The following is a 17840-nucleotide window of genomic DNA, read 5'->3' as shown; positions in this document are numbered from 1 at the left end:
ACAAAAAACTACATAATCAACGTCGTGGCGAATCACTACATTCGCTCTTTTGTTATGTGATTTTTTATTTCAAGTCCATTATACACTATCTTGGCCGATTTGCGAAGTTTCCTAGAAAGCGAGAAGATCCTGATCGAAGATCAGAAATGCATTGATATTGATGCTTCCAGACGAACCGGAGTCTCCTGAAGAACCGGAACCGCCTCCAAGGGAAGCGCTGGAAATCGCATCAATTCCATAGCTTCTCACCGATGCAAGCGTATTAAAGCCTGATCTTGATTCTCCGTCACGTATTTCCACAGACTTTGTCATGGTCTGATAGCCATTTGCGTAAACCTTTACTTTATAAATTCCGCTTTCTTTTGTGACCTTTTCGTCCTCGGTGTTAGTGCCGCATATATGAAGCATATCACCAATTTCATACCATTCCGAGATTTCCTTCAGAGTCTTTACTTCTCCGGACGGAGTCGTTAATTCCACTCGGTATATGGGGGAAAGAATCTCTGTGCCGAATGTCTCGCCCTCCGGTCCTTTGATCACAAACGCAAAGCACTCACCCGGCTTCGGACTCGTATTCAGAGTATTTAACTGCATGGTAAAAAGTCTGTTATCTACAAGATGCGCCGGTACCGTCATGGCAGCGCTGCTGTAATTGGAAGACAGATGAATCTGGACGCGTCCTCTCGAAAATAAATTCGACTGCGGCAGCTGGATCCGGATTATTCCTGTCTTGCCGTATGTACCTGATTCTGTCTGTTTTATATAGGACAGATTGTCGTTCAGTACGCTGTTTTCCGTATCAAGCGCCCGGACCGTTCCGAGGCCATTAAACCAGGCCGCCTGCGCCTCTGTCTTTAAGGACAGCTTCACGGTGATCTCTCCATCGCCTGACTCGTTATCAATCAGTGTGTCCGGGACGTAATATTCTGCCGGTATCTCAGCTGGTTTTTCGTCCCGCTTTCCTGTCAGGTCAAAGGTGGTACGCTTTGGTTCTGTGCGGACGTTACCATTGGCATCATACACGTCGAGATAATAGTCAAAACCGGAAACCGGACCATTGGCAAGAATCGCTGCAGGGGCGGAATCTGTACTGCCGGCTTCAGGGGCCGCTGTCGCTGCTTTATTTCCGATTCTTACCTGCTGCTCCTTATGGTCGCTCTTTCTTGCCACCGTAACCATCTCCGGATTTACTACGGTGCTTTCCCATTTAACAACAGTTCCATCGTCGTCCACTCTGGTCAGTGACGCCGTAATATCCGTTCCATCAACAGAAACCGTATAGTCGTCAAGGGTTCCGTTTTCAAAGGTAACCACAACGTACTGTATCCAGCCCAGATCCAGAAGCTTCGTCTTCTGACTGTTTACCAGAGCGGCTTCCGGTGTTGTCTGCCCCTCGTCGCCGCTGCCGGAACCCGAACCGGAATCGGAACCGCCGGTGTTTCCACTATCGCTTCCGCCGCTGTTTCCACTATCGCTTCCGCCGCTGTTTCCACTGTCGCTTCCGCCACTGTTCCCACTGCCACTTCCGCTTCCGCCACTGTTCCCACTGCCACTTCCGCTTCCGCCACTACTTTCACTTCCACTTCCACCGCTACTACCGCCACTCCCCCCCGCAGTCCTCGCGTCCGCTGCCTTCTGCTCCGTCGAGGGAATCCCCCGGCCGGGCTCATAATGGACGGTGCCGTCTTTTTCGGTCCATCGGCCGTCGGCATTGGTCAGGAAACCGTCGGGTGTTGCCTCACCCGCATACATTCTTCCCGCACTGCCGCCGTCTGCTTCCTCAAAATAGTAACAGTGTCCGTCGATCCACTGCCAGCCGGTTACCGCGCTGCCGAAGCTCCCATCGTGAACCGTATTCATGAAAAACCAGTTCCGGTTCTCGTCCTGAAACCACCCGGTACGCATCTGTCCGGCTGTCCCGTCCTTTTCCTGATTAAAATAGTAGTTTTTTCCGTCAATCTGCTGCCATCCGGTGCTCATCTTCCCGTCTGACGGATTGATATAGTACCATCCCGATTCCGTCTCAATCCAGCCGGACACGGCATTCCCCGACGACTCATAATATTTCCAGCCCCCGCTCTCATACTGCCATGTGCCCTTTTTTATCTCCCCGGGTCCCGCCGCCCAGGCCGCCCCGGTCTGTGATATCATGCAGACCGCTGCCAGCACAGATATTGCTGTTTTTCGAACCAGTTTCTTTTTTAGCATCATACTTCCTCCTGTCTCTGTGATTAGTTATGACTAACCGCATGAAACAGTATATCATTCTGCCTTTCTGGCTGTCAACGGATGCAGTTAGTTGATACTAACCTATTTTTATCAGTAAAGCTCCGCGCTGTTCCTTAACCGGATCCGTCAGCGGATGAAAACAGGGCCATGTCTGCAGCTTTACGCCAATCAGACACAGCCCGCAATCTATCTTATCAATCTCTCCCCGAACTGTAAACAAATGCTCCCGGCACCGCCTTCGACGGGTCGTAATTCTCCAGGATCTTTCTGTAACGCTCCTTATATCCGTTATCCACGTCAAGCTGTGGAATCACCTTTGCACCTTCCTCAAAGAAATGGATTGAACCGCGTCCCATCTCCTGGCCGCGCCTTGTGTGCTTGTCCAGCGCCACATCCAGGATCTCCGGTACTTTGCCCATGGCCGCCTCTTTAATGATGATATTCTTTAAATAATCACTGGAGCGGTCCTTCGTGCATGCGCAGAGAATTCTGATCGCATGGATAAAGAACATGGGCTGGTCTCCGTCGTCATATGCGAACTTCTTTCTCATTTCATCTAAGGTATTGATCTTTCCTGCCGCGTCCAGATCGCCGAATCCGATGTCCTCCACAGAGATTGACAGCAGACGGTGCCATACCTTTTCCAGTAAGGCCGGGCCGGAGGTGTACAGCTCATACGCGTACTGACACGCTTCCTCCACCATTCCGCGGCGGATTGACTTCTGCAGACAGGAGATGATCTCATCTGCTGCAAAACCATTCTTTGTCGTGGCATTTGCCCATATCGTGTAATTTGCCATCATCATGCTCCCTTCTGATTCGTATAGATTTCTATCAATTCTTCTACCAAAACGCGCACCAGCTCCGCCGACATGATCTGATCCTCTGCGTGAGACATTAACAGGGTGATCTGCGGCTCCAGGGTGTTGACCTCTTTTAACAGAATCTCGCCGTGCTGCTCGTGAGCCTGGCGGTAGAACTGCTCGCCTTCCTTGATTCTCGGCTCCACAAGCTCCCAGTTTCCTTTTTTCGCCTCCTGCAGCGCCTGCATATAACAGGACTTGGCACAGCCGGCATAGGTCACGATCTGCATTGCACATTCCGATAATTTCGTAACATCAGCCATATTTTAAGCCTTTCTCATGATTTTTTTGCCAGTTCAATTGCAAAATCCAGGGCTTTGTCGCCATCGGCCAGTGCATAAACCCTTGGTTCAATGCTTGCAACCGGTATGTTTAAGATACTCTTTATGTTGTTTACCGCGTAAACCAGCTGTGGTCCGACGAGACACACGTCCCACTTACCAATTTCATCACTGATTCCCGCATTTGGCACCGCCTCACAGGTAAGCTCCATATTCCGCTTCTCAGCCGCGTCCTTCATCTTTTTCATGATGATGGAACTGCTCATTCCGGCATTACAGCAAATTAATATTTTCATATTGCCTCCTTCTATACTATGTGCTCCCGAGCGTATCATCCTGACAGGATATTACTTTAATTCCGGCCAGTACTCCTTGTTCACCTCGATATAATCGTCGAGAATCTTCTTGGCTACATTGGCGCTCGGTACGGTCTTCGATAAGGTCAGTGCCTGCCACAGCTTATGATAGCTTCCCTGCTCGTAAGCGTCAACCGTCAGTTTCTCCACTGCGACCTGCTGTTCCATCAGTCCCTTCTGGAATGTCGGGATCGTTCCGATGGTGATCGGCTCGTAACCGTCTTTTCCAACGATACACGGAATCTCCACCATGGCATCCTTGTCGAAATTCTCGATGGCGCCGTTATTTCTTACGATGAGCAGCATTCTCTCATGCGTATTGAAGGCCAGTGCTGTCGCTAAATCCACAATGAAAGAAGCGTGAATACCGATCTCCAGGGAGGTTCCCTCAGCGGTTCCGGCTTCTGCGATCCTTGCGCATTCGCCGAAGACGCGTTTCTCTCTGCCATCCATAACCTGATTTGCTCTCGTATACTCAGGATTTGTGTGGGCTACCATGTCGTCGCCGAATAAGTAGTACTGGAAATAGGAGTTGGGAGCCATGGTAGGATCAATAGCGGTTAAATCTTTTACCTTCTTTGCCGTCTCATACCAGGAGTTGTCCGTATAGTCTCCGTTATTTCCTTCGTCAGGAAGCGTATTGCCGTATTCCAACTGATGCGCAAGGAGTTTATCAATGTATTCGTTGCCGTCGTCGTCCTTGATGGAGGTCCACCAGCCGAAGTGATTGAGACCGAAGTAGCGCACGGTCATTTCCTTGCGGTCGTTAAAGCCCAGGATCTTCGCAATGTTGTTTTCCATACCGATCGGCATATCGCAGATGTTGATGACTCTCGCATCCGGCTTAAAGCGTCTGCACGCCTCCGCCACGATGGCCGCCGGGTTGGAGTAGTTCAGCATCCAGCAGTTCGGAGAGTATTTCTCCATGTACTCGATGTTTTCCAGAACGCCCGGAATGGAGCGCATGCCGTAAGCGATTCCGCCTGGGCCGCAGGTTTCCTGGCCGACTACGCCGTATTTTAACGGGATCTTCTCGTCCTTTTCTCTCATCGGAAGCTGTCCTACGCGGATATGGGCCAGACAGAAGTCAACGTCTGTATAAGCCGTCTCCGGATCTGTGGTAGCCACAAACTCGATGGAAGGATCCTTTTCCCTGACGATAATCTCGCAGGCCTTAGCCAGTCTGCCCTGGCGCTCCTCATCATTGTCATACAGCTTGATGGCGCGGAGCGGAAGCCTGTCCATGTTGTCCAGCAACATCAGAATAATCTCAGGTGTATAGGTGCTGCCGCCGCCTGCTATTACTACGGAAAATTTTTTCTTACTCATATTCTATGATTCTCCTTCTACTAGATATAATTTCGTTTCTCTTATCCTGCCTTTTAAAAGAGCTCGATGGAAGTCGATATGCTTATTAAACGGTTCAGGAAATCTGTTTCATCTTTTGCCTCATACAGGGTGTGCACCAGGTTTTCATTCATGGCTACCTGTTTGAAAAATTCGAACAGTATACTCACATCGTCGTTGGGTCTTCCCTCAATCGCCAGGAGGAAGATGACCTTCACTGCTTTTTTGCAGATCGTGACCGGCGGCTTTAAGATGGCTGCCGCCACCGCGGTCTCCTTCGCAAAGGTCATGAGCGGGTGGGGGATCATCACGGACTCCCCGATGACTGTGGGGTAGTTGACTTCTCTGGACAGGACGTCATCCACATACTCTTCCACCGTCTCGATTTTATCCTGCTCCTTAAACTTCCTGGAAAGCATCTCAATGACAATTTCAAACGGCGCCTTTCCGTTCCAATCCGCGGATCCGGCATCCTTTGCGAAGATCTTGATGCACTGTGTGTTAAAATACTTGTTGACGATCGTGGTAAAACGTCTGCTCACCCGCATGCGTCTGATAAACCCGTTCAGCGCGGAAAAGTCCTGCTGGTTCGGAATTCCTTTGATCCGGAACACGGGTATGTCCGTTTTTACTCTCTGCCCTTCGGTAGAAATGATCAAATCCACCGGCGGAGCAGTGACAGCCCCCTCATCGCCATACGGTGCAAGATACTCCAGCTGGTGCTTGGGGAGGACCTTTACAAGTTCAATCTGATTCTGGAAATGATCGTTGAGCCAGTTGCAGATAACCGCATTGACGCTCTGCCGCGGAGCACTGATCACCACGGTTTTTAACCGCCGGTTCACCTTTTCCAGAAAATAGGCCACATAAAGGGCCATATAGGCGATCTCTTCATCCCGGATCGGAATGCTCTTATATTTGAACATGATCGGGACGAGCAGAATCGCAATTTCGTAGGCATATGGATACTGGGTTTTGATATCCTGCAGAATCGGATTGTCGATCCGGTATCCGGTATCGATCCTGCGGATTAAATACTCCAGATGAAGCGCCATATTGTTGAACAGCTCGTCGGACTGGTGTAAGTCAAAGCTGTATTTGGCCAGCACTTCCTGACAGAACTCATTTAAAATGATACCGCTCAGCGCACTGGCCCTCGTGTCCTCCTGACTCTGAACGAGCCTTATGGAGTACAGAAATATTTTAAGGAGCGCTTCGTCGCTCTCTGTCAGATCCAGTTTCTGTGCCTTCAAATGATACAAAAGATTGGTCAGGACCTCCACCGGGAATTCGTCCGCCTTCACTCCAAAGAGCTCATGGCCCTGGCGTTTCCTCATGACTGTGGTGTAAATGGCGCCCACCACCATGTAGAGACTGGCATCAGACACCAGAATCTCATGGCCGCCGAAATAATCTTTGACCGCTTTTACGAACGACTCATACTCTCCCCGGTCAAACTGGCCGCGAAACAGGAGTTCCAGGTAATCACTGCCCCAATCCGTATGAGTCTGTACTTCATATTTGATCAGGTTAAAAATGGCAAGTCTGATCTTTTCTTCATTGTCCACGACCCGGGCCTGGTTCCCTTCCAGAACGAGGATGCATAAGTCCATTTTATCCTCCAGCATCCTGCGAAGCTTCAGTACTTCCTCCCGAAGCGCCGTCTGGGATAAGAACAGTTCCTCTTCCAGATCGTATAAGTTGCAGCTCCCCTCTTCCAGGGCGTGGCCCAGAATCGCGTAGCCGCGGTTGTGGGGGGGCAATGACATGATTTCTGTCACTGCCTCCGCTTAAAACAGCCCGAAAATCTTCCATATCCTCCTGCGTGATATAATAACCGATTCTTTTCGAGGCTTTTATGGAGGGGGAAATCCTCCTTCCCTCCGTTTGGCAGAGTAATTGATCACCGCTTAAAGCCGAGTTTATCTGCAGAATATCGTTCCTGATCGTGCGGGAAGACACTCCAAAATATTTTGCCAGTTTATCACCTGTGATGCCTGACACGTTATTCATGATATACTCTATGATTTCTATCTGCCTTTTCGTAACTGTCATGTTCTGTCTACTCCGCTTCGCTCTGGGCTTCTCTCTTCAATTCGTCTTTTTCCATCATCTTGAAGAATGGATAATAAATCAGTGCCATGAGAATCAGTGATACAAATACGAGTACAACGCTTCTCCAGTCATACGTGGTTAAGAACGCGCCTACGCCCGGAGGTAAGAATCCTGGAGGTGCTGCCACCGGATAGCCGACCAGCCCCATCTTCATGCTGAAGTATGTAAGAACGGTAATGAGCAGTGGTCCGAATACGAACGGAATGAACATATACGGATTTAAAAGAATCGGAAGTCCGAAGATAACCGGCTCATTGATGCCAAAAATAGATGGAACGAGTGATGCCACACCGATGGATTTAAACGACTTCGCCTTTGATTTCATCATAAACAGGACGAGGCCTAATGTCAATCCGGAACCTGCTACCTGAAGGAAATTGTAGTAGAGTCCATAGGTGAAAATATGGGTAACCGGAGCACCCGATGCGTAATTGGCCATATTCTCAGCCTGATAAGCAATTGCAAATGCAGCCCACACCGCGGAGGTGATGGAAGGTCCGTGAAGACCAAAGAACCATAAAAACTGTGTCAGGAAGATTACAATCAGCAGGGCCGGAAGCGTGTCCATAGTGCTGATCGCAGGTGCCAGCAGCTTCATAATGGCCGCCGGGAATACCAGTCCGGAAACCGCAATCGAGATGTTGGCGATGGCAACCGCCACAATAACGTTGACTACCAGAGGGATCAGGGAGGCGAAGCTCTCTCCTACCATCGGAGGTACGGAGGATGGCAGCTTGATAATCGCATTCCTCTTGATCAGGAACCGTGTGATTTCCACACTCAAAATACCGGAAACAATACTGGTAAAGAGACCCGACGCACCCAGGAACTCGGTGCTGATTCCACCGTCAATGGAAACTGCGGACAGAATCAGATGAACGATGATAGCCGTCACACCCGTCTGCGTATTGTGGATTCCGTACCTTTTTGCCAGTGCCACAGCGATGAAGAATGCCGCGAAGATCGACAGCAGGTCATTGGTAAAACCGGCCGCATACGTCAGCACACCCATGTGGGCGGAGATAAAATCGTGGATAGGTCCTGAAGCGATTAAGTTGTTCAGCGCGATCGGCAGAAGAAAGATAGAGCCGATAATGATGACCGGAATATCTGCAATCATGCCGTCTTTGATAGCCTGGAGCCAGTTGTTTTTCTCAACCCAGTTGGCAACGGGCATCATGTACTTCATAAGCTTGTCCTGAAAACCTGTGGTTTTCTCATTCATAAAGAAAGTTCCCCCTTTAATCATTTGTTCTTAAGGCCTTAATATTGTAACTAGAGTGTACCTGATTTTATTTTTCACCGCAAACGTTCTTTTTCCTAAGTGTTAGGAAACCATGTCACGATCCCGGGATATAATTTCAGGGCCTTATGAAAGCCGGCAGTCAAAAAAAGAATGCCCAAAGAGCCGCGCTCCTCAGGCATTCATCTGCTTTTATCCTAAATCCATTTCCACATGATCTCTGTCACATACCAGTTGTTCCCCCTCCACCTTCAGCTCCGCCACCTGCAGGGAAGTTCTCCTGTGCCTGTATTCCCAGACAAAATCCGGATTACTGCGTTCCTCCCTGCTCACCTCCGGGTGGGTAAAATAGAATATATATGCCCTGTCCTTATGGACCAGAACATCGGCATGGGCCGCTATCGTCCCGTCGTCAGACCTGCTGCCCGGCTGTGCCAGAATATTGGGGCAGCGGTCCCAATGCTCCAGATCATCACTTCTGTAAACCCCCAGTCCCTCCCATGGATCGGTAATCATCCAGTAATGATGTTGAAAGAAGAAGACATTTGGGCCTTCATGAGGGCAGTCCGTAATTTCCGCCCCGCCCGCAGTCCAGTGGTAAAGATCTTCGCTGTACGCCGTATAGGTATGACTGTCATGAACCTCATCTTTATACCACATTTTCCAGGTGCTATCCGGACAGCGCACTACGCAGGCATCTATCACCCGGTCTGAAGATAGAGCAAGGGGCCCCTGAAGCGTCCAGTCCCACAGATTCCCGCTGGTATAGTGTAAAATCGTTCTTTTACAGTCCCACGTGGCGGGAATCCCTCTGACGTATGACACATACATGTGGTAAACGCCCTCATATTCCATAATCTCCGGCGCCCAGTATGTATTTCTGCCTTTCTCGTATTCCAGGCCCCGGGCGGTTCCCCGGTAAATCCAGGTCTTCCCGCAGTCATCGGAGCTGGCAATCCCAATGTCGGTTCCGTGTACATAGGAAAACCCATGATTGACGGCTGCCGCCCTTCTGTTTGTATAAAATATCCACCAGCTCTGTTCCTGTTTATTCCAGATAATTACCGGATCCGCGGCGCCGTCGTAAATCGGATCGCGAAACAGAGGCGCCCCGGGCACTACTGTATTTTTCATTATAAATCTACCTCCTTTATTTTCGCTGACAGTGCACCAGACTGACTTATCCCCCTGGTTCCCTGCTGCATTTAACCTTTGACTGCTCCACTTGTAATGCCGGCAATAATATGCTTCTGCATCGCCACATAGAAAATCGTAATTGGAATCAGCACAATCACCATGGTGCAGAGCATCACGGTCCAGTTGTTGGCGAACTGTCCGACCCCCTTGTATACCTCCATAATCAACGTAAACTTATCCGAAGAACTGATAAAGAGATAGGGAAGCATGAAATCATTCCATATCCACATAACATCAAAGATCACAATCGTCGTAGTAACCGGCTTTAACAGGGGAAATACGATCCACCAGAACAGTTTCCAGAGATTGGCTCCGTCGATCAGCGCAGCTTCCTCCAGGTCCTTTGGCACTCCTCCTAAAAATCCCTGATACATGAACATGGCGAAATTACACCAGCTGGAATACAGCACAATCATGCCGGCTACGGAATTCTGCAGTTTTAAGAAGGACATCAGGTTAAACAGCGGAATCAGCGTCGTCTGGACCGGAACCATGAAGCCAATCAGAAAATAGAAGAAAAGGAATTGGGTCAGCTTATTTTTTCTCCTGCTTATGGCATAGGAAGCCATGGAGCCGATGGATATGATAATGACTACCGATACCACGGTAATCAGAATCGAATTGCGGAAGCTGCTCCAGAAATTGATTGTATTAAGCGCCTGTCTGTACAAATCGAGAGTAAAGCTTTTTACAGGGAGAGAAAGCGGGGATACGGTTGCTTCCCTGGCTGGTTTAAACGTATTGACGAGAAGATAATAAAATGGTATGAAGAAAATAATACAGACGCCCAGCATCGCCGCTTCACCCAGAATGCTCTTTACGCCTCGCTTCTTTACTGTCATTTATTCCACCTCCCGTTTCTTCATAAGCTTTAACTGAATCACACTGATCACTGCGATAAATACAAAGAAAATCGCCGACATGGCCGTCGCTTTGCCGTAAGACTTTTCGACAAAGCCCGTTTTAATGATAATCTGCGAAACCAGCGTTGTCGATGTGCCGGGACCTTCGCTGGTCAGTGCAAACGGCAGATCATAAAGCTTCATGGAATTTAAGAGCAGAAGCATGACGCTGACCGTCATGGCGGAAGCCAGCATGGGAAATGTGATATACCGGAATTTCTGCCACGCAGTCGCCCCATCCACATTGGCGGCCTCATAATACTCCGTTGGAATGCTCTGAAGCTGCGCCAGATAGATACAGGCGTGCCATCCCACGACGCTCCATAGGTTGACAAGAAGTACGGAAAACATGGCCCATTTCGGAACCGCCAGCCACATGACCGGATGGATCCCAAACAGTCCAAGCAGCTTATTGAGGAGTCCGTTGCCTGTAGGCGACAGGATATATGCCCATAAATAGCCCAGAATAATCGCACTGGGAACAGATGGGAAAAAGAATACGGCTCTCTGGAGATTCTTCGTTTTCATACCGGAATTTAACACCAGAGACAGCGGAATGGCGAAAACAGTTGTCACCAGCGGGAACACAATGCTGTAAAAGCACGTGTTCAGCAGAGCAGTCTTCATAGACCGGTCCGCAAACACCAGCCTGAAATTTTTAAGTCCCGTAAAGCTTAAGTGACTCATGGAATATCCGTCCCAGTTGGTAAAAGACAGTCCCAGGGTCTGGACCAGCGGTATTACCGTAAGTATCGTATATACAATAAACGCGGGCAGAATAAACAGCAGATAGGGCAGTTCTTTTCTCAGTTTAACCTTCATTTCAATTATCCTTTCCTGAAAATGGGTAGAAAAAGGGTGCCGCAAAAGGGTATGTTCCTTTTGCAGCACCCTTTTATAGCTCTTATGTGATGAAAGCTATTGACTTAATTCTGCCTGTTTTTCATCAAGCCTCACAGGTATATTCTCGATCGTATCGGCTCCTGTAATCGTATCCTGGATACCGGATAAGAACTCCTTGTAGATACCGGAGGAATTATTCCATACAATCTGCGGCAGATAGAAGCTGCCGGAAACCGCATCCTCTTTGAATTTCTCAAAGACAGTTCCCATGGTATAGTCGATTCCTTCCACGATGATCGCATTATTTGTAACCTTCTGCCATTTCACAATATTTTCATCCCTTGCCATGTACTCGATGAATGCACGGCAGGCATCCTTATGCTCGGAAGTGGTGCTGACAGACAGTCCTACATTCACTGCGCCCGGCAGGACACGGTTTCCGCTGTTGTCGGAAAGTCCGAATATGTCGTAGTTCATCTCAGGATTCTTCTGTTCAATCGTGGCAATATTCCATGGACCGCCGTGCATCATGGCAACCTCACCGTTGGCAAACATGTCGATCACCTGATCGCTGTTAAGTCCAAGCGCCATCTGGCTGTAGAGTCCGCTGGCTATCATATCGTCGTACCAGAGCTTCAGCGGCTCCGTATATTTCTCCTGGAACGTTGCCTTTCCTTCGTTGATCTGAACGTCCGCATCCGGTTCCTGGCTGATGACGCTGCACTGATACAGATCCTGCGCCAGGTTATGGACATTATCGGCATCATCCAGATAGGGCTCCACGCCAATCGCCTTCAGCTTTGCCGCACAGTCCACGAAGTCCTGCCATGTCTCAGGCTCCTTCTCAATACCGGCCTGTTCAAACAGATCTTTGTTATAAAAGATTCCGCCGATCCAGGCATCCGGAGAATACCCGTATATCTTCCCATCTTTTCCGTAGGTCGCCGAGGTTGCAGGGTCGATTCTGGAGAAGATCTCCATATCGCTGATATCTTCCGCTACGCCCTTGCTGATAACCTCCTGCTTATTCTCTGCCGCGATATAGAACATATCGGTCATCTGCCCGGAGGCAGCTAATACACTGAATTTATCCACATACTGCTGTACCGGCGGAACGTATTGAAGGTCTATTTTGATATTGGGATTTTCCTGTTCAAAGCCCGCAATAAACTCTCCCAGAATCTCATCTGTATTCCACGATAAAAGACTGATCGTTACCTTTTCCCCTGAAGCTTTCGCTTTTCCCTCCGTTGTACTCTCCGCTGCGGCACTGTCCGCCGAAGTAGTCGATCCGTTGTTCCCCTGGCCGCCGCAGCCGGACAGAACCGCCGCCGCTGCTAATACGCCTGCTAATAATGCTGCTCCTTTTTTCATCTCAGGAACCCTCCCTTTCTTTGATAAGTCCATTATATCCGTCCGGGATCCATTTCTAAATGTTTAAAACTCGGGGATTTTTGCTTCTTATCAAGGGAGTCTGCCGTTAATCCTGCTAAATACTACGCTTCTGTTGCTCAAAACTACGAATGCCTGCGGTACCGGTTGGGAGACTGTCCCGTATACTCTTTGAACTTTCGTGAAAAATGGTACTCACTTTCATAACCGATCTGCCTTGCAACAGTCCCGATGGTATCGTCCGTCGTTGTGAGAAGCTCTTTTGCCTTCTGCATCCGCAGCTGTGTAACGTAATCCCAGTACCCAATCCCTGCTTTTTCTTTGTACAGACTGGTAAAATAGTTTTTGCTGATTCCGATAAAGTCCGCCGCCATCTGGACAGAAAAGCCGGGATCCGAGAACTTAAGCTCCGCAAAGGAATTTGCCCGGAATACGGCGTGTTCTCCTTTTCCCGCCTTTCGCATCGTATGGTCAAGCTCATCGAAGGCCTCTTCTATCCTGCGGCATAAGAAGCGCTTCAGCACATCGCAGCTGACCGTATCGTAGATTTTCTCCATGCGAAGGTTTCTCATCAGGTGAAAGGACTCCTCAGGGGCAAACTTTTTTAAACAGAACTTTATTTTTACCAGAACATCCAGCGCAAAATTTTTCAAAAGGCGGGGCGAGATCTGCTCCAGACTGGCCTTTTTAAACTGCCCGTCTATTAGACTTATCAGACTCTCCGGTGTATTCTCTGCCAGCGCCGCCACGATCAATCCGTCCAGCGGCGCCTTCAGCTCCGTATCCTGAAACGGATAATCCTCCAGCTTGTATACGCTGCCGTATTTCTCATAGAAACCGTAATTTTCCTGTGAATAGGACCGCGAAAGGAAATCGCAGAGCGGCCATGTACTCTCCCCGCTTTTCCATAAGTAAAGCTCTGCGGCGTAATCATTTTCCCGAAAAAACTCTATTATGGCCTGTGCTGCAGACTCATCGGGAACTGCATCGCCGTAACCGAGGTAAAGGGAGGTCCCCGACAGAATGAAGATCAGATCCAGCCCCTCAGAGACAACCGGCCGTGACGCCAGCCCTGCTGTAAGTTCTTTCATCCTCGCCGCCGGCGCCTCGTCACCGGCAAGCGGACGCAGAATCAGGCGGTACAGGGCCTTCATTTCTGAAAGGTACTTATACGGCGGCATTTTTCCGTCCGCATTCTGGGAAATACAGGCGAATATCTGATTCAATTCGTCTGTATACGGATTGGAATACAGATCCCGGTTTTTCTCCTGCCGGTATCTGGAATCCAGTGTTTTTTTGATTTTATCCACCTGCTGGTTCAGCATCATGCGGCTCACCGGTTTTAGGAGGAAATCCTGTACGCCATAGCGGATGGCCTTCTGTGCATAAGAAAAATCACTGTATGCACTGACAATTACGATCTGGACATCCTGATTTTCTTCTCTAATGCACCGGACGCACTCAAGGCCGTCCAGAAGCGGCAGCTGGATGTCCATAAAGATCAGATCCGGCTGGAGGCGTTCGTACATTTGAAGAGCTTCCAGGCCGTCAGCCGCTGTTCCCACAATTTGAAATCCCTTTTCTTCCCAGGGAACCATTTTTTCAAAGAGCTGGTAATTAATGGTCTCGTCATCCACAAAACAAACCTTATACATAATTTCCCCCAATTATATGGTCTCGTACGGGATACGCAGGGTAACCTCCATATACTCTGATTCTCTGCTGTCAATGGTGATGCCATACTCTTCCCCGTAGGTCAGACGCAGCCTGGAATTCGTATTGATTATCCCGATTCCTCCAGCTTCCGCCTGGCCATTCAGCCTGCACCGCAGAGCCTCCAGAGCCTCTTTACCCATCCCACATCCATTATCTCTTACCAGTATCAGGATGTCTTTCTCTTCTTTCCACACACGAATGGCAATGACACCGCCAGTCCGGTTCTTAAGCGCGTGCTTAAAGCAGTTTTCCACGACCGGCTGCAGCACAAACTTGCAGGTCCGGCAGCCGTAGAGTTCCGGATCACAGCTGATTTCATAAGTGAACATTTGGGTAAACCTCTTCTTATAAAACATCAGATAGTCATCGGTATACTCCAGTTCCTCTTTCAGAGAGACGCTCTCCCGCTTCCGCTCCATCGTGTAGCGCATCATCCGGCTGAGCGCCTGAATCATTTCTTCAATCTCCAGGTTGTCAGACAGAACAGCCTTTGCCTGGATCAGCTGAAACACGTTGTAAAGGAAATGCGGATTGATCTGATTCGTCAGCGCCTCCAGTTCCGCCTCTTTCTGTTTCAGCTTCGCCACATAGACGTCATTAATCAGATCATTCATATGGTCTGCCATCTCCTCGAAGCGGGAACGTATGACAGCCAGCTCCTGCGGCGCATGTTCAAAGCCGCTGATATCCGTGGAACGGCTTCCGTCGTAGGAAATAATTCTCTGAATCAGGGCATTGAAAGGCCGTTTGATCAAATGGCTGTTATAGGCAGAGATCAGAACCAGAAAGATCAGAACCACCGCCATGAGAAGCGCAGCGACGGTAAGCAGCTGCACGATCGGCTGGATGATGATTCCCAGACTGTTCTCCGATACCATCGTCCATCTGTTTGACAGCTTTTTCGCAATGTAGACCGACTGATCGTTCTGCGTTGCTCCGCAGTCCCCTTCCTTCAGGCTGTCTAAAAATTCTTCCTCCACCTGATCTGACCAGGACCGGTCATTTTTATAGTCCAGAATCATGCGGTTATCTTCATCCAGAATGAGGAACCCTGAATCCGACATCTGCTGTGCGGAAAAGAAATCCGTCAGCTTCGACAGATCGCATTCCATCAAAATATAGCCGATCAGAAGATCCGACTGATAAACCGGAAAAAAAGCCGTAACGGTCCTGTATGGCCCTTTATTTTCGTACATGTGCTCTCTTCCATGGGGCGACGCATATCTTACAAATGTTTTATTCGCAAAGGCCTCCTGAAACCAGTCTGCATTTACATAATCATAGCCGCTGCGCAGTATATCGTTCATGCTGTACACAACGGTGGAGTCCGGCTGTATGAATAGTACATCGGTTATGTAATCACTGAATAGATTTATATTGGTCAGAAATGTGTCAACACTGCGTATGGCCTGCATCCACTCGGCGGAGTACAGCTTATAATGGCCCCGCAGCAGTCTGACCGCAGGTGTGTAGCCCGCCAGCGTAACAAAGGGCTCCTCCAGACTATTCAGCCTGCTGTCCAGCGTATCTGCCACAGTGACCAGCTGCTCCTCCTTACTCCGAAGGATGTTGTCCCTCATGTATCTGCCAATAAAGATGGTAAATACAATGGTCAACAGAATAATCGCCGTAATAAACACACCGGAAACTCTCATAACTGTCTGGGTTACAATTGACCGCTGCTTTTTCAATCTCTTCCCCCTGTATTAATTTCTGTTAAGCAGTTTTTCGCTACTGTTCACTGCCATTATCCCGCGAGGTATTTTTTGTGAGTGGAGCGGAGCGGAAGTCACAGAAAACCCGAGGAAAGCAGCGCGAAACGGCGTTTTTTGCCGTTTCTGTGCCTCGCGAAGCGTGTTACAGTTCATAGAACCGCGCTTTACAACGGGGCTATGAACTGTAACAGTTTTTCCTTCCGCTCCAGCATCTCATCAATTCTGGAAATATACTGCTCCACATCCTTCACGTTCTCCACCCGCTCCAGCCGGTTCTCCGCCGGATATACCACCTTTGTGGTAGTCCCTGCCCCGCAGGCCACTATCGTCTGTTTTTCTTCCATAATCAGAATATTATAGATACACGCTTTTCCCGGTCTGGAATAGCCTACGTTTTCAAAATTGCCGGCCATGTTTTTCTGACGGTATAAATAATACGGTTCCTGCCCCATTTCACGGGCACAGGAAGCGGTTAAATCGATCATATCCTGGGTGTTTGTTATCTTTAAATCCCCATATTTCTCCTTAAACATGTTAAGCCGGGCCGCACGCTTGATCGCCAGAGAGTGAACGGTGATGCTGTCCGGATCAAGTGCCCTGATCTCCTCCATGGTGTGGCGGACATCTTCCAAATCTTCCTCTGGAAGCCCAATAATCAAATCCATGTTGATATTGTCAAATCCCATCTCCCGCGCAAGCCGGTACTTCTCTTTTACCATGTCCACGGTGTGGCGGCGGCCGATCAAGTCCAGCGTCGCCTGTTTCATGGTCTGAGGATTGATGGAAATACGGGTGACTCCGTAATCCAGCAGAACCTTTAATTTTTCCTCCGTGATACTGTCCGGGCGCCCTGCCTCTACGGTAAATTCCTTGACTGAGGAAAAGTCGAATGTGGCTTTCAGCTTCCTCATGACCATCTCCAGATGTTCCGCAGACAGCGAGGTAGGAGTTCCTCCGCCAAAGTATACCGTATCCAGAGTACGGCCGGCCATGGTCCGGGCTGCGTAGTCCATCTCCTTAAAAAGCGCGGCCAGATATTCCTCCATCCGCTTCTCCCAGCTCTTGATAGGGAAGGAGGTAAAGGAACAGTAGAGACACGTAGTCGGGCAGAACGGGATTCCCACATACAGGCTGTAGCCGTTCTCATAATCGATGGCGGAGAGAAGTTCCCGCTCACGCTCAGCGATCTCGATGCTTAAGTCGATCTTCGCGTCACTGGTTAAGTAAGTCTCCTTCATATAGGAGCGGATCTCGTCCTCCCCTTTTCCCTCTGTCAGCTTCGTCATGGCAATCTTCGTCGGACGGATTCCCGTAAGCGTCCCCCAGGGCAGCTCTTTCTTCGTCTTTTCTGAGAGCATGCCGTACAGCATGCGCTTAATCCGGTTCTTTGTCTCAAATCGGTTGGAATAGTCCGCCTCCACCGCCGCTTCGCTCTCCAGGATTTCCCCGTCTTCCACATACTCTCTGACTGTCAGGAAATAGCGGTTCTCTCCCGTCTTCCCATACACAGACAGACGGGGCATCTCTTCCCCGTCCACTTCTTCATGAATATACGTTTCTCCCGGGTAAAATGCCATGAGCAGTTCCCGGATATCCTGCTCAAATGCGTTGTCGTCTAATATAATTCCTATCATGGTATTT

Annotated in this window: 14 protein-coding genes and 1 pseudogene; all 15 read right to left on the bottom strand. The window is 49.3% G+C overall.

Annotation, left to right across the window (positions count from 1 at the left end; all coding sequences use genetic code 11):
• Window positions 1-111: 111 nt before the first annotated feature.
• The 15 genes and pseudogenes from H8S80_RS11680 to hemZ all read right to left on the bottom strand — a co-directional run bounded on the left by H8S80_RS11680 (window position 112) and on the right by hemZ (window position 17833).
• Entirely contained in the window at window positions 112-2211 is a 2100-nt protein-coding gene (locus tag H8S80_RS11680) for an N-acetylmuramoyl-L-alanine amidase family protein (RefSeq protein WP_243008013.1), read from the bottom strand.
• 212 nt (window positions 2212-2423) lie between these two features.
• Window positions 2424-3035, bottom strand: coding sequence for a hypothetical protein (locus tag H8S80_RS11675; RefSeq protein WP_029467659.1), 612 nt, complete (start codon window positions 3033-3035; stop codon window positions 2424-2426).
• Window positions 3032-3355, bottom strand: coding sequence for a PTS sugar transporter subunit IIA (locus tag H8S80_RS11670; protein ID WP_002602172.1), 324 nt, complete (start codon window positions 3353-3355; stop codon window positions 3032-3034). The genes H8S80_RS11675 and H8S80_RS11670 overlap by 4 nt, the downstream gene beginning before the upstream one ends.
• A gap of 14 nt (window positions 3356-3369) precedes the next feature.
• Window positions 3370-3669 carry a PTS sugar transporter subunit IIB gene (locus tag H8S80_RS11665; protein WP_002602171.1) on the bottom strand — a complete coding sequence of 100 codons (300 nt, stop codon included), beginning with the start codon at window positions 3667-3669 and terminating at the stop codon, window positions 3370-3372.
• A gap of 51 nt (window positions 3670-3720) precedes the next feature.
• Window positions 3721-5058 carry a 6-phospho-alpha-glucosidase gene (locus H8S80_RS11660; RefSeq protein ID WP_002602170.1) on the bottom strand — a complete coding sequence of 446 codons (1338 nt, stop codon included), beginning with the start codon at window positions 5056-5058 and terminating at the stop codon, window positions 3721-3723.
• A gap of 53 nt (window positions 5059-5111) precedes the next feature.
• On the bottom strand, window positions 5112-6845 hold the full coding sequence (locus tag H8S80_RS11655) for a BglG family transcription antiterminator (RefSeq protein ID WP_243010394.1): 1734 nt from the start codon (window positions 6843-6845) through the stop codon (window positions 5112-5114).
• A gap of 193 nt (window positions 6846-7038) precedes the next feature.
• Window positions 7039-7089: pseudogene (locus H8S80_RS34220) on the bottom strand (hypothetical protein); the annotation flags it as partial.
• 49 nt (window positions 7090-7138) lie between these two features.
• Window positions 7139-8416 (bottom strand): PTS sugar transporter subunit IIC, encoded by a 1278-nt coding sequence (locus H8S80_RS11650; protein WP_002602168.1) that lies wholly within the window; start codon window positions 8414-8416, stop codon window positions 7139-7141.
• Between the two features lie 210 nt (window positions 8417-8626).
• Window positions 8627-9568: a glycoside hydrolase family protein gene (locus H8S80_RS11645; RefSeq protein WP_117633340.1), complete on the bottom strand. Its 942-nt coding sequence runs from the start codon at window positions 9566-9568 to the stop codon at window positions 8627-8629.
• A gap of 71 nt (window positions 9569-9639) precedes the next feature.
• Window positions 9640-10473, bottom strand: coding sequence for a carbohydrate ABC transporter permease (locus H8S80_RS11640; protein WP_117633341.1), 834 nt, complete (start codon window positions 10471-10473; stop codon window positions 9640-9642).
• Entirely contained in the window at window positions 10474-11355 is an 882-nt protein-coding gene (locus H8S80_RS11635) for a carbohydrate ABC transporter permease (protein ID WP_117633342.1), read from the bottom strand.
• Between the two features lie 96 nt (window positions 11356-11451).
• A complete protein-coding gene (locus H8S80_RS11630; RefSeq protein ID WP_181988045.1) occupies window positions 11452-12750 on the bottom strand; it encodes an ABC transporter substrate-binding protein in 1299 nt (432 codons plus the stop codon).
• 143 nt (window positions 12751-12893) lie between these two features.
• Entirely contained in the window at window positions 12894-14423 is a 1530-nt protein-coding gene (locus H8S80_RS11625; RefSeq protein WP_002602163.1) for a response regulator transcription factor, read from the bottom strand.
• A gap of 12 nt (window positions 14424-14435) precedes the next feature.
• Window positions 14436-16175 carry a cache domain-containing sensor histidine kinase gene (locus H8S80_RS11620; protein WP_117633345.1) on the bottom strand — a complete coding sequence of 580 codons (1740 nt, stop codon included), beginning with the start codon at window positions 16173-16175 and terminating at the stop codon, window positions 14436-14438.
• Window positions 16176-16363: 188 nt separating this feature from the next.
• Window positions 16364-17833 (bottom strand): coproporphyrinogen dehydrogenase HemZ, encoded by a 1470-nt coding sequence (gene hemZ, locus H8S80_RS11615; protein ID WP_117633346.1) that lies wholly within the window; start codon window positions 17831-17833, stop codon window positions 16364-16366.
• Between the last annotated feature and the right edge of the window lie 7 nt (window positions 17834-17840).

The sequence above is a fragment of the Hungatella sp. L36 genome (assembly GCF_014288035.1).
This window is presented reverse-complemented; position numbering and strand designations above follow the sequence as displayed.

Bases quoted from the DNA above. Each gene is read 5' to 3' on its own strand.
- H8S80_RS11625 (WP_002602163.1), bottom strand. From the start codon at position 14,423: ATGTATAAGGTTTGTTTTGTGGATGACGAGACCATTAATTACCAGCTC.
- H8S80_RS11670 (WP_002602172.1), bottom strand. From the start codon at position 3,355: ATGGCTGATGTTACGAAATTATCGGAATGTGCAATGCAGATCGTGACC.
- H8S80_RS11645 (WP_117633340.1), bottom strand. From the start codon at position 9,568: ATGAAAAATACAGTAGTGCCCGGGGCGCCTCTGTTTCGCGATCCGATT.
- H8S80_RS11660 (WP_002602170.1), bottom strand. From the start codon at position 5,058: ATGAGTAAGAAAAAATTTTCCGTAGTAATAGCAGGCGGCGGCAGCACC.
- H8S80_RS11655 (WP_243010394.1), bottom strand. From the start codon at position 6,845: ATGTCATTGCCCCCCCACAACCGCGGCTACGCGATTCTGGGCCACGCC.
- H8S80_RS11630 (WP_181988045.1), bottom strand. From the start codon at position 12,750: ATGAAAAAAGGAGCAGCATTATTAGCAGGCGTATTAGCAGCGGCGGCG.
- hemZ (WP_117633346.1), bottom strand. From the start codon at position 17,833: ATGATAGGAATTATATTAGACGACAACGCATTTGAGCAGGATATCCGG.
- H8S80_RS11640 (WP_117633341.1), bottom strand. From the start codon at position 10,473: ATGACAGTAAAGAAGCGAGGCGTAAAGAGCATTCTGGGTGAAGCGGCG.
- H8S80_RS11680 (WP_243008013.1), bottom strand. From the start codon at position 2,211: ATGATGCTAAAAAAGAAACTGGTTCGAAAAACAGCAATATCTGTGCTG.
- H8S80_RS11665 (WP_002602171.1), bottom strand. From the start codon at position 3,669: ATGAAAATATTAATTTGCTGTAATGCCGGAATGAGCAGTTCCATCATC.
- H8S80_RS11635 (WP_117633342.1), bottom strand. From the start codon at position 11,355: ATGAAGGTTAAACTGAGAAAAGAACTGCCCTATCTGCTGTTTATTCTG.
- H8S80_RS11650 (WP_002602168.1), bottom strand. From the start codon at position 8,416: ATGAATGAGAAAACCACAGGTTTTCAGGACAAGCTTATGAAGTACATG.
- H8S80_RS11675 (WP_029467659.1), bottom strand. From the start codon at position 3,035: ATGATGATGGCAAATTACACGATATGGGCAAATGCCACGACAAAGAAT.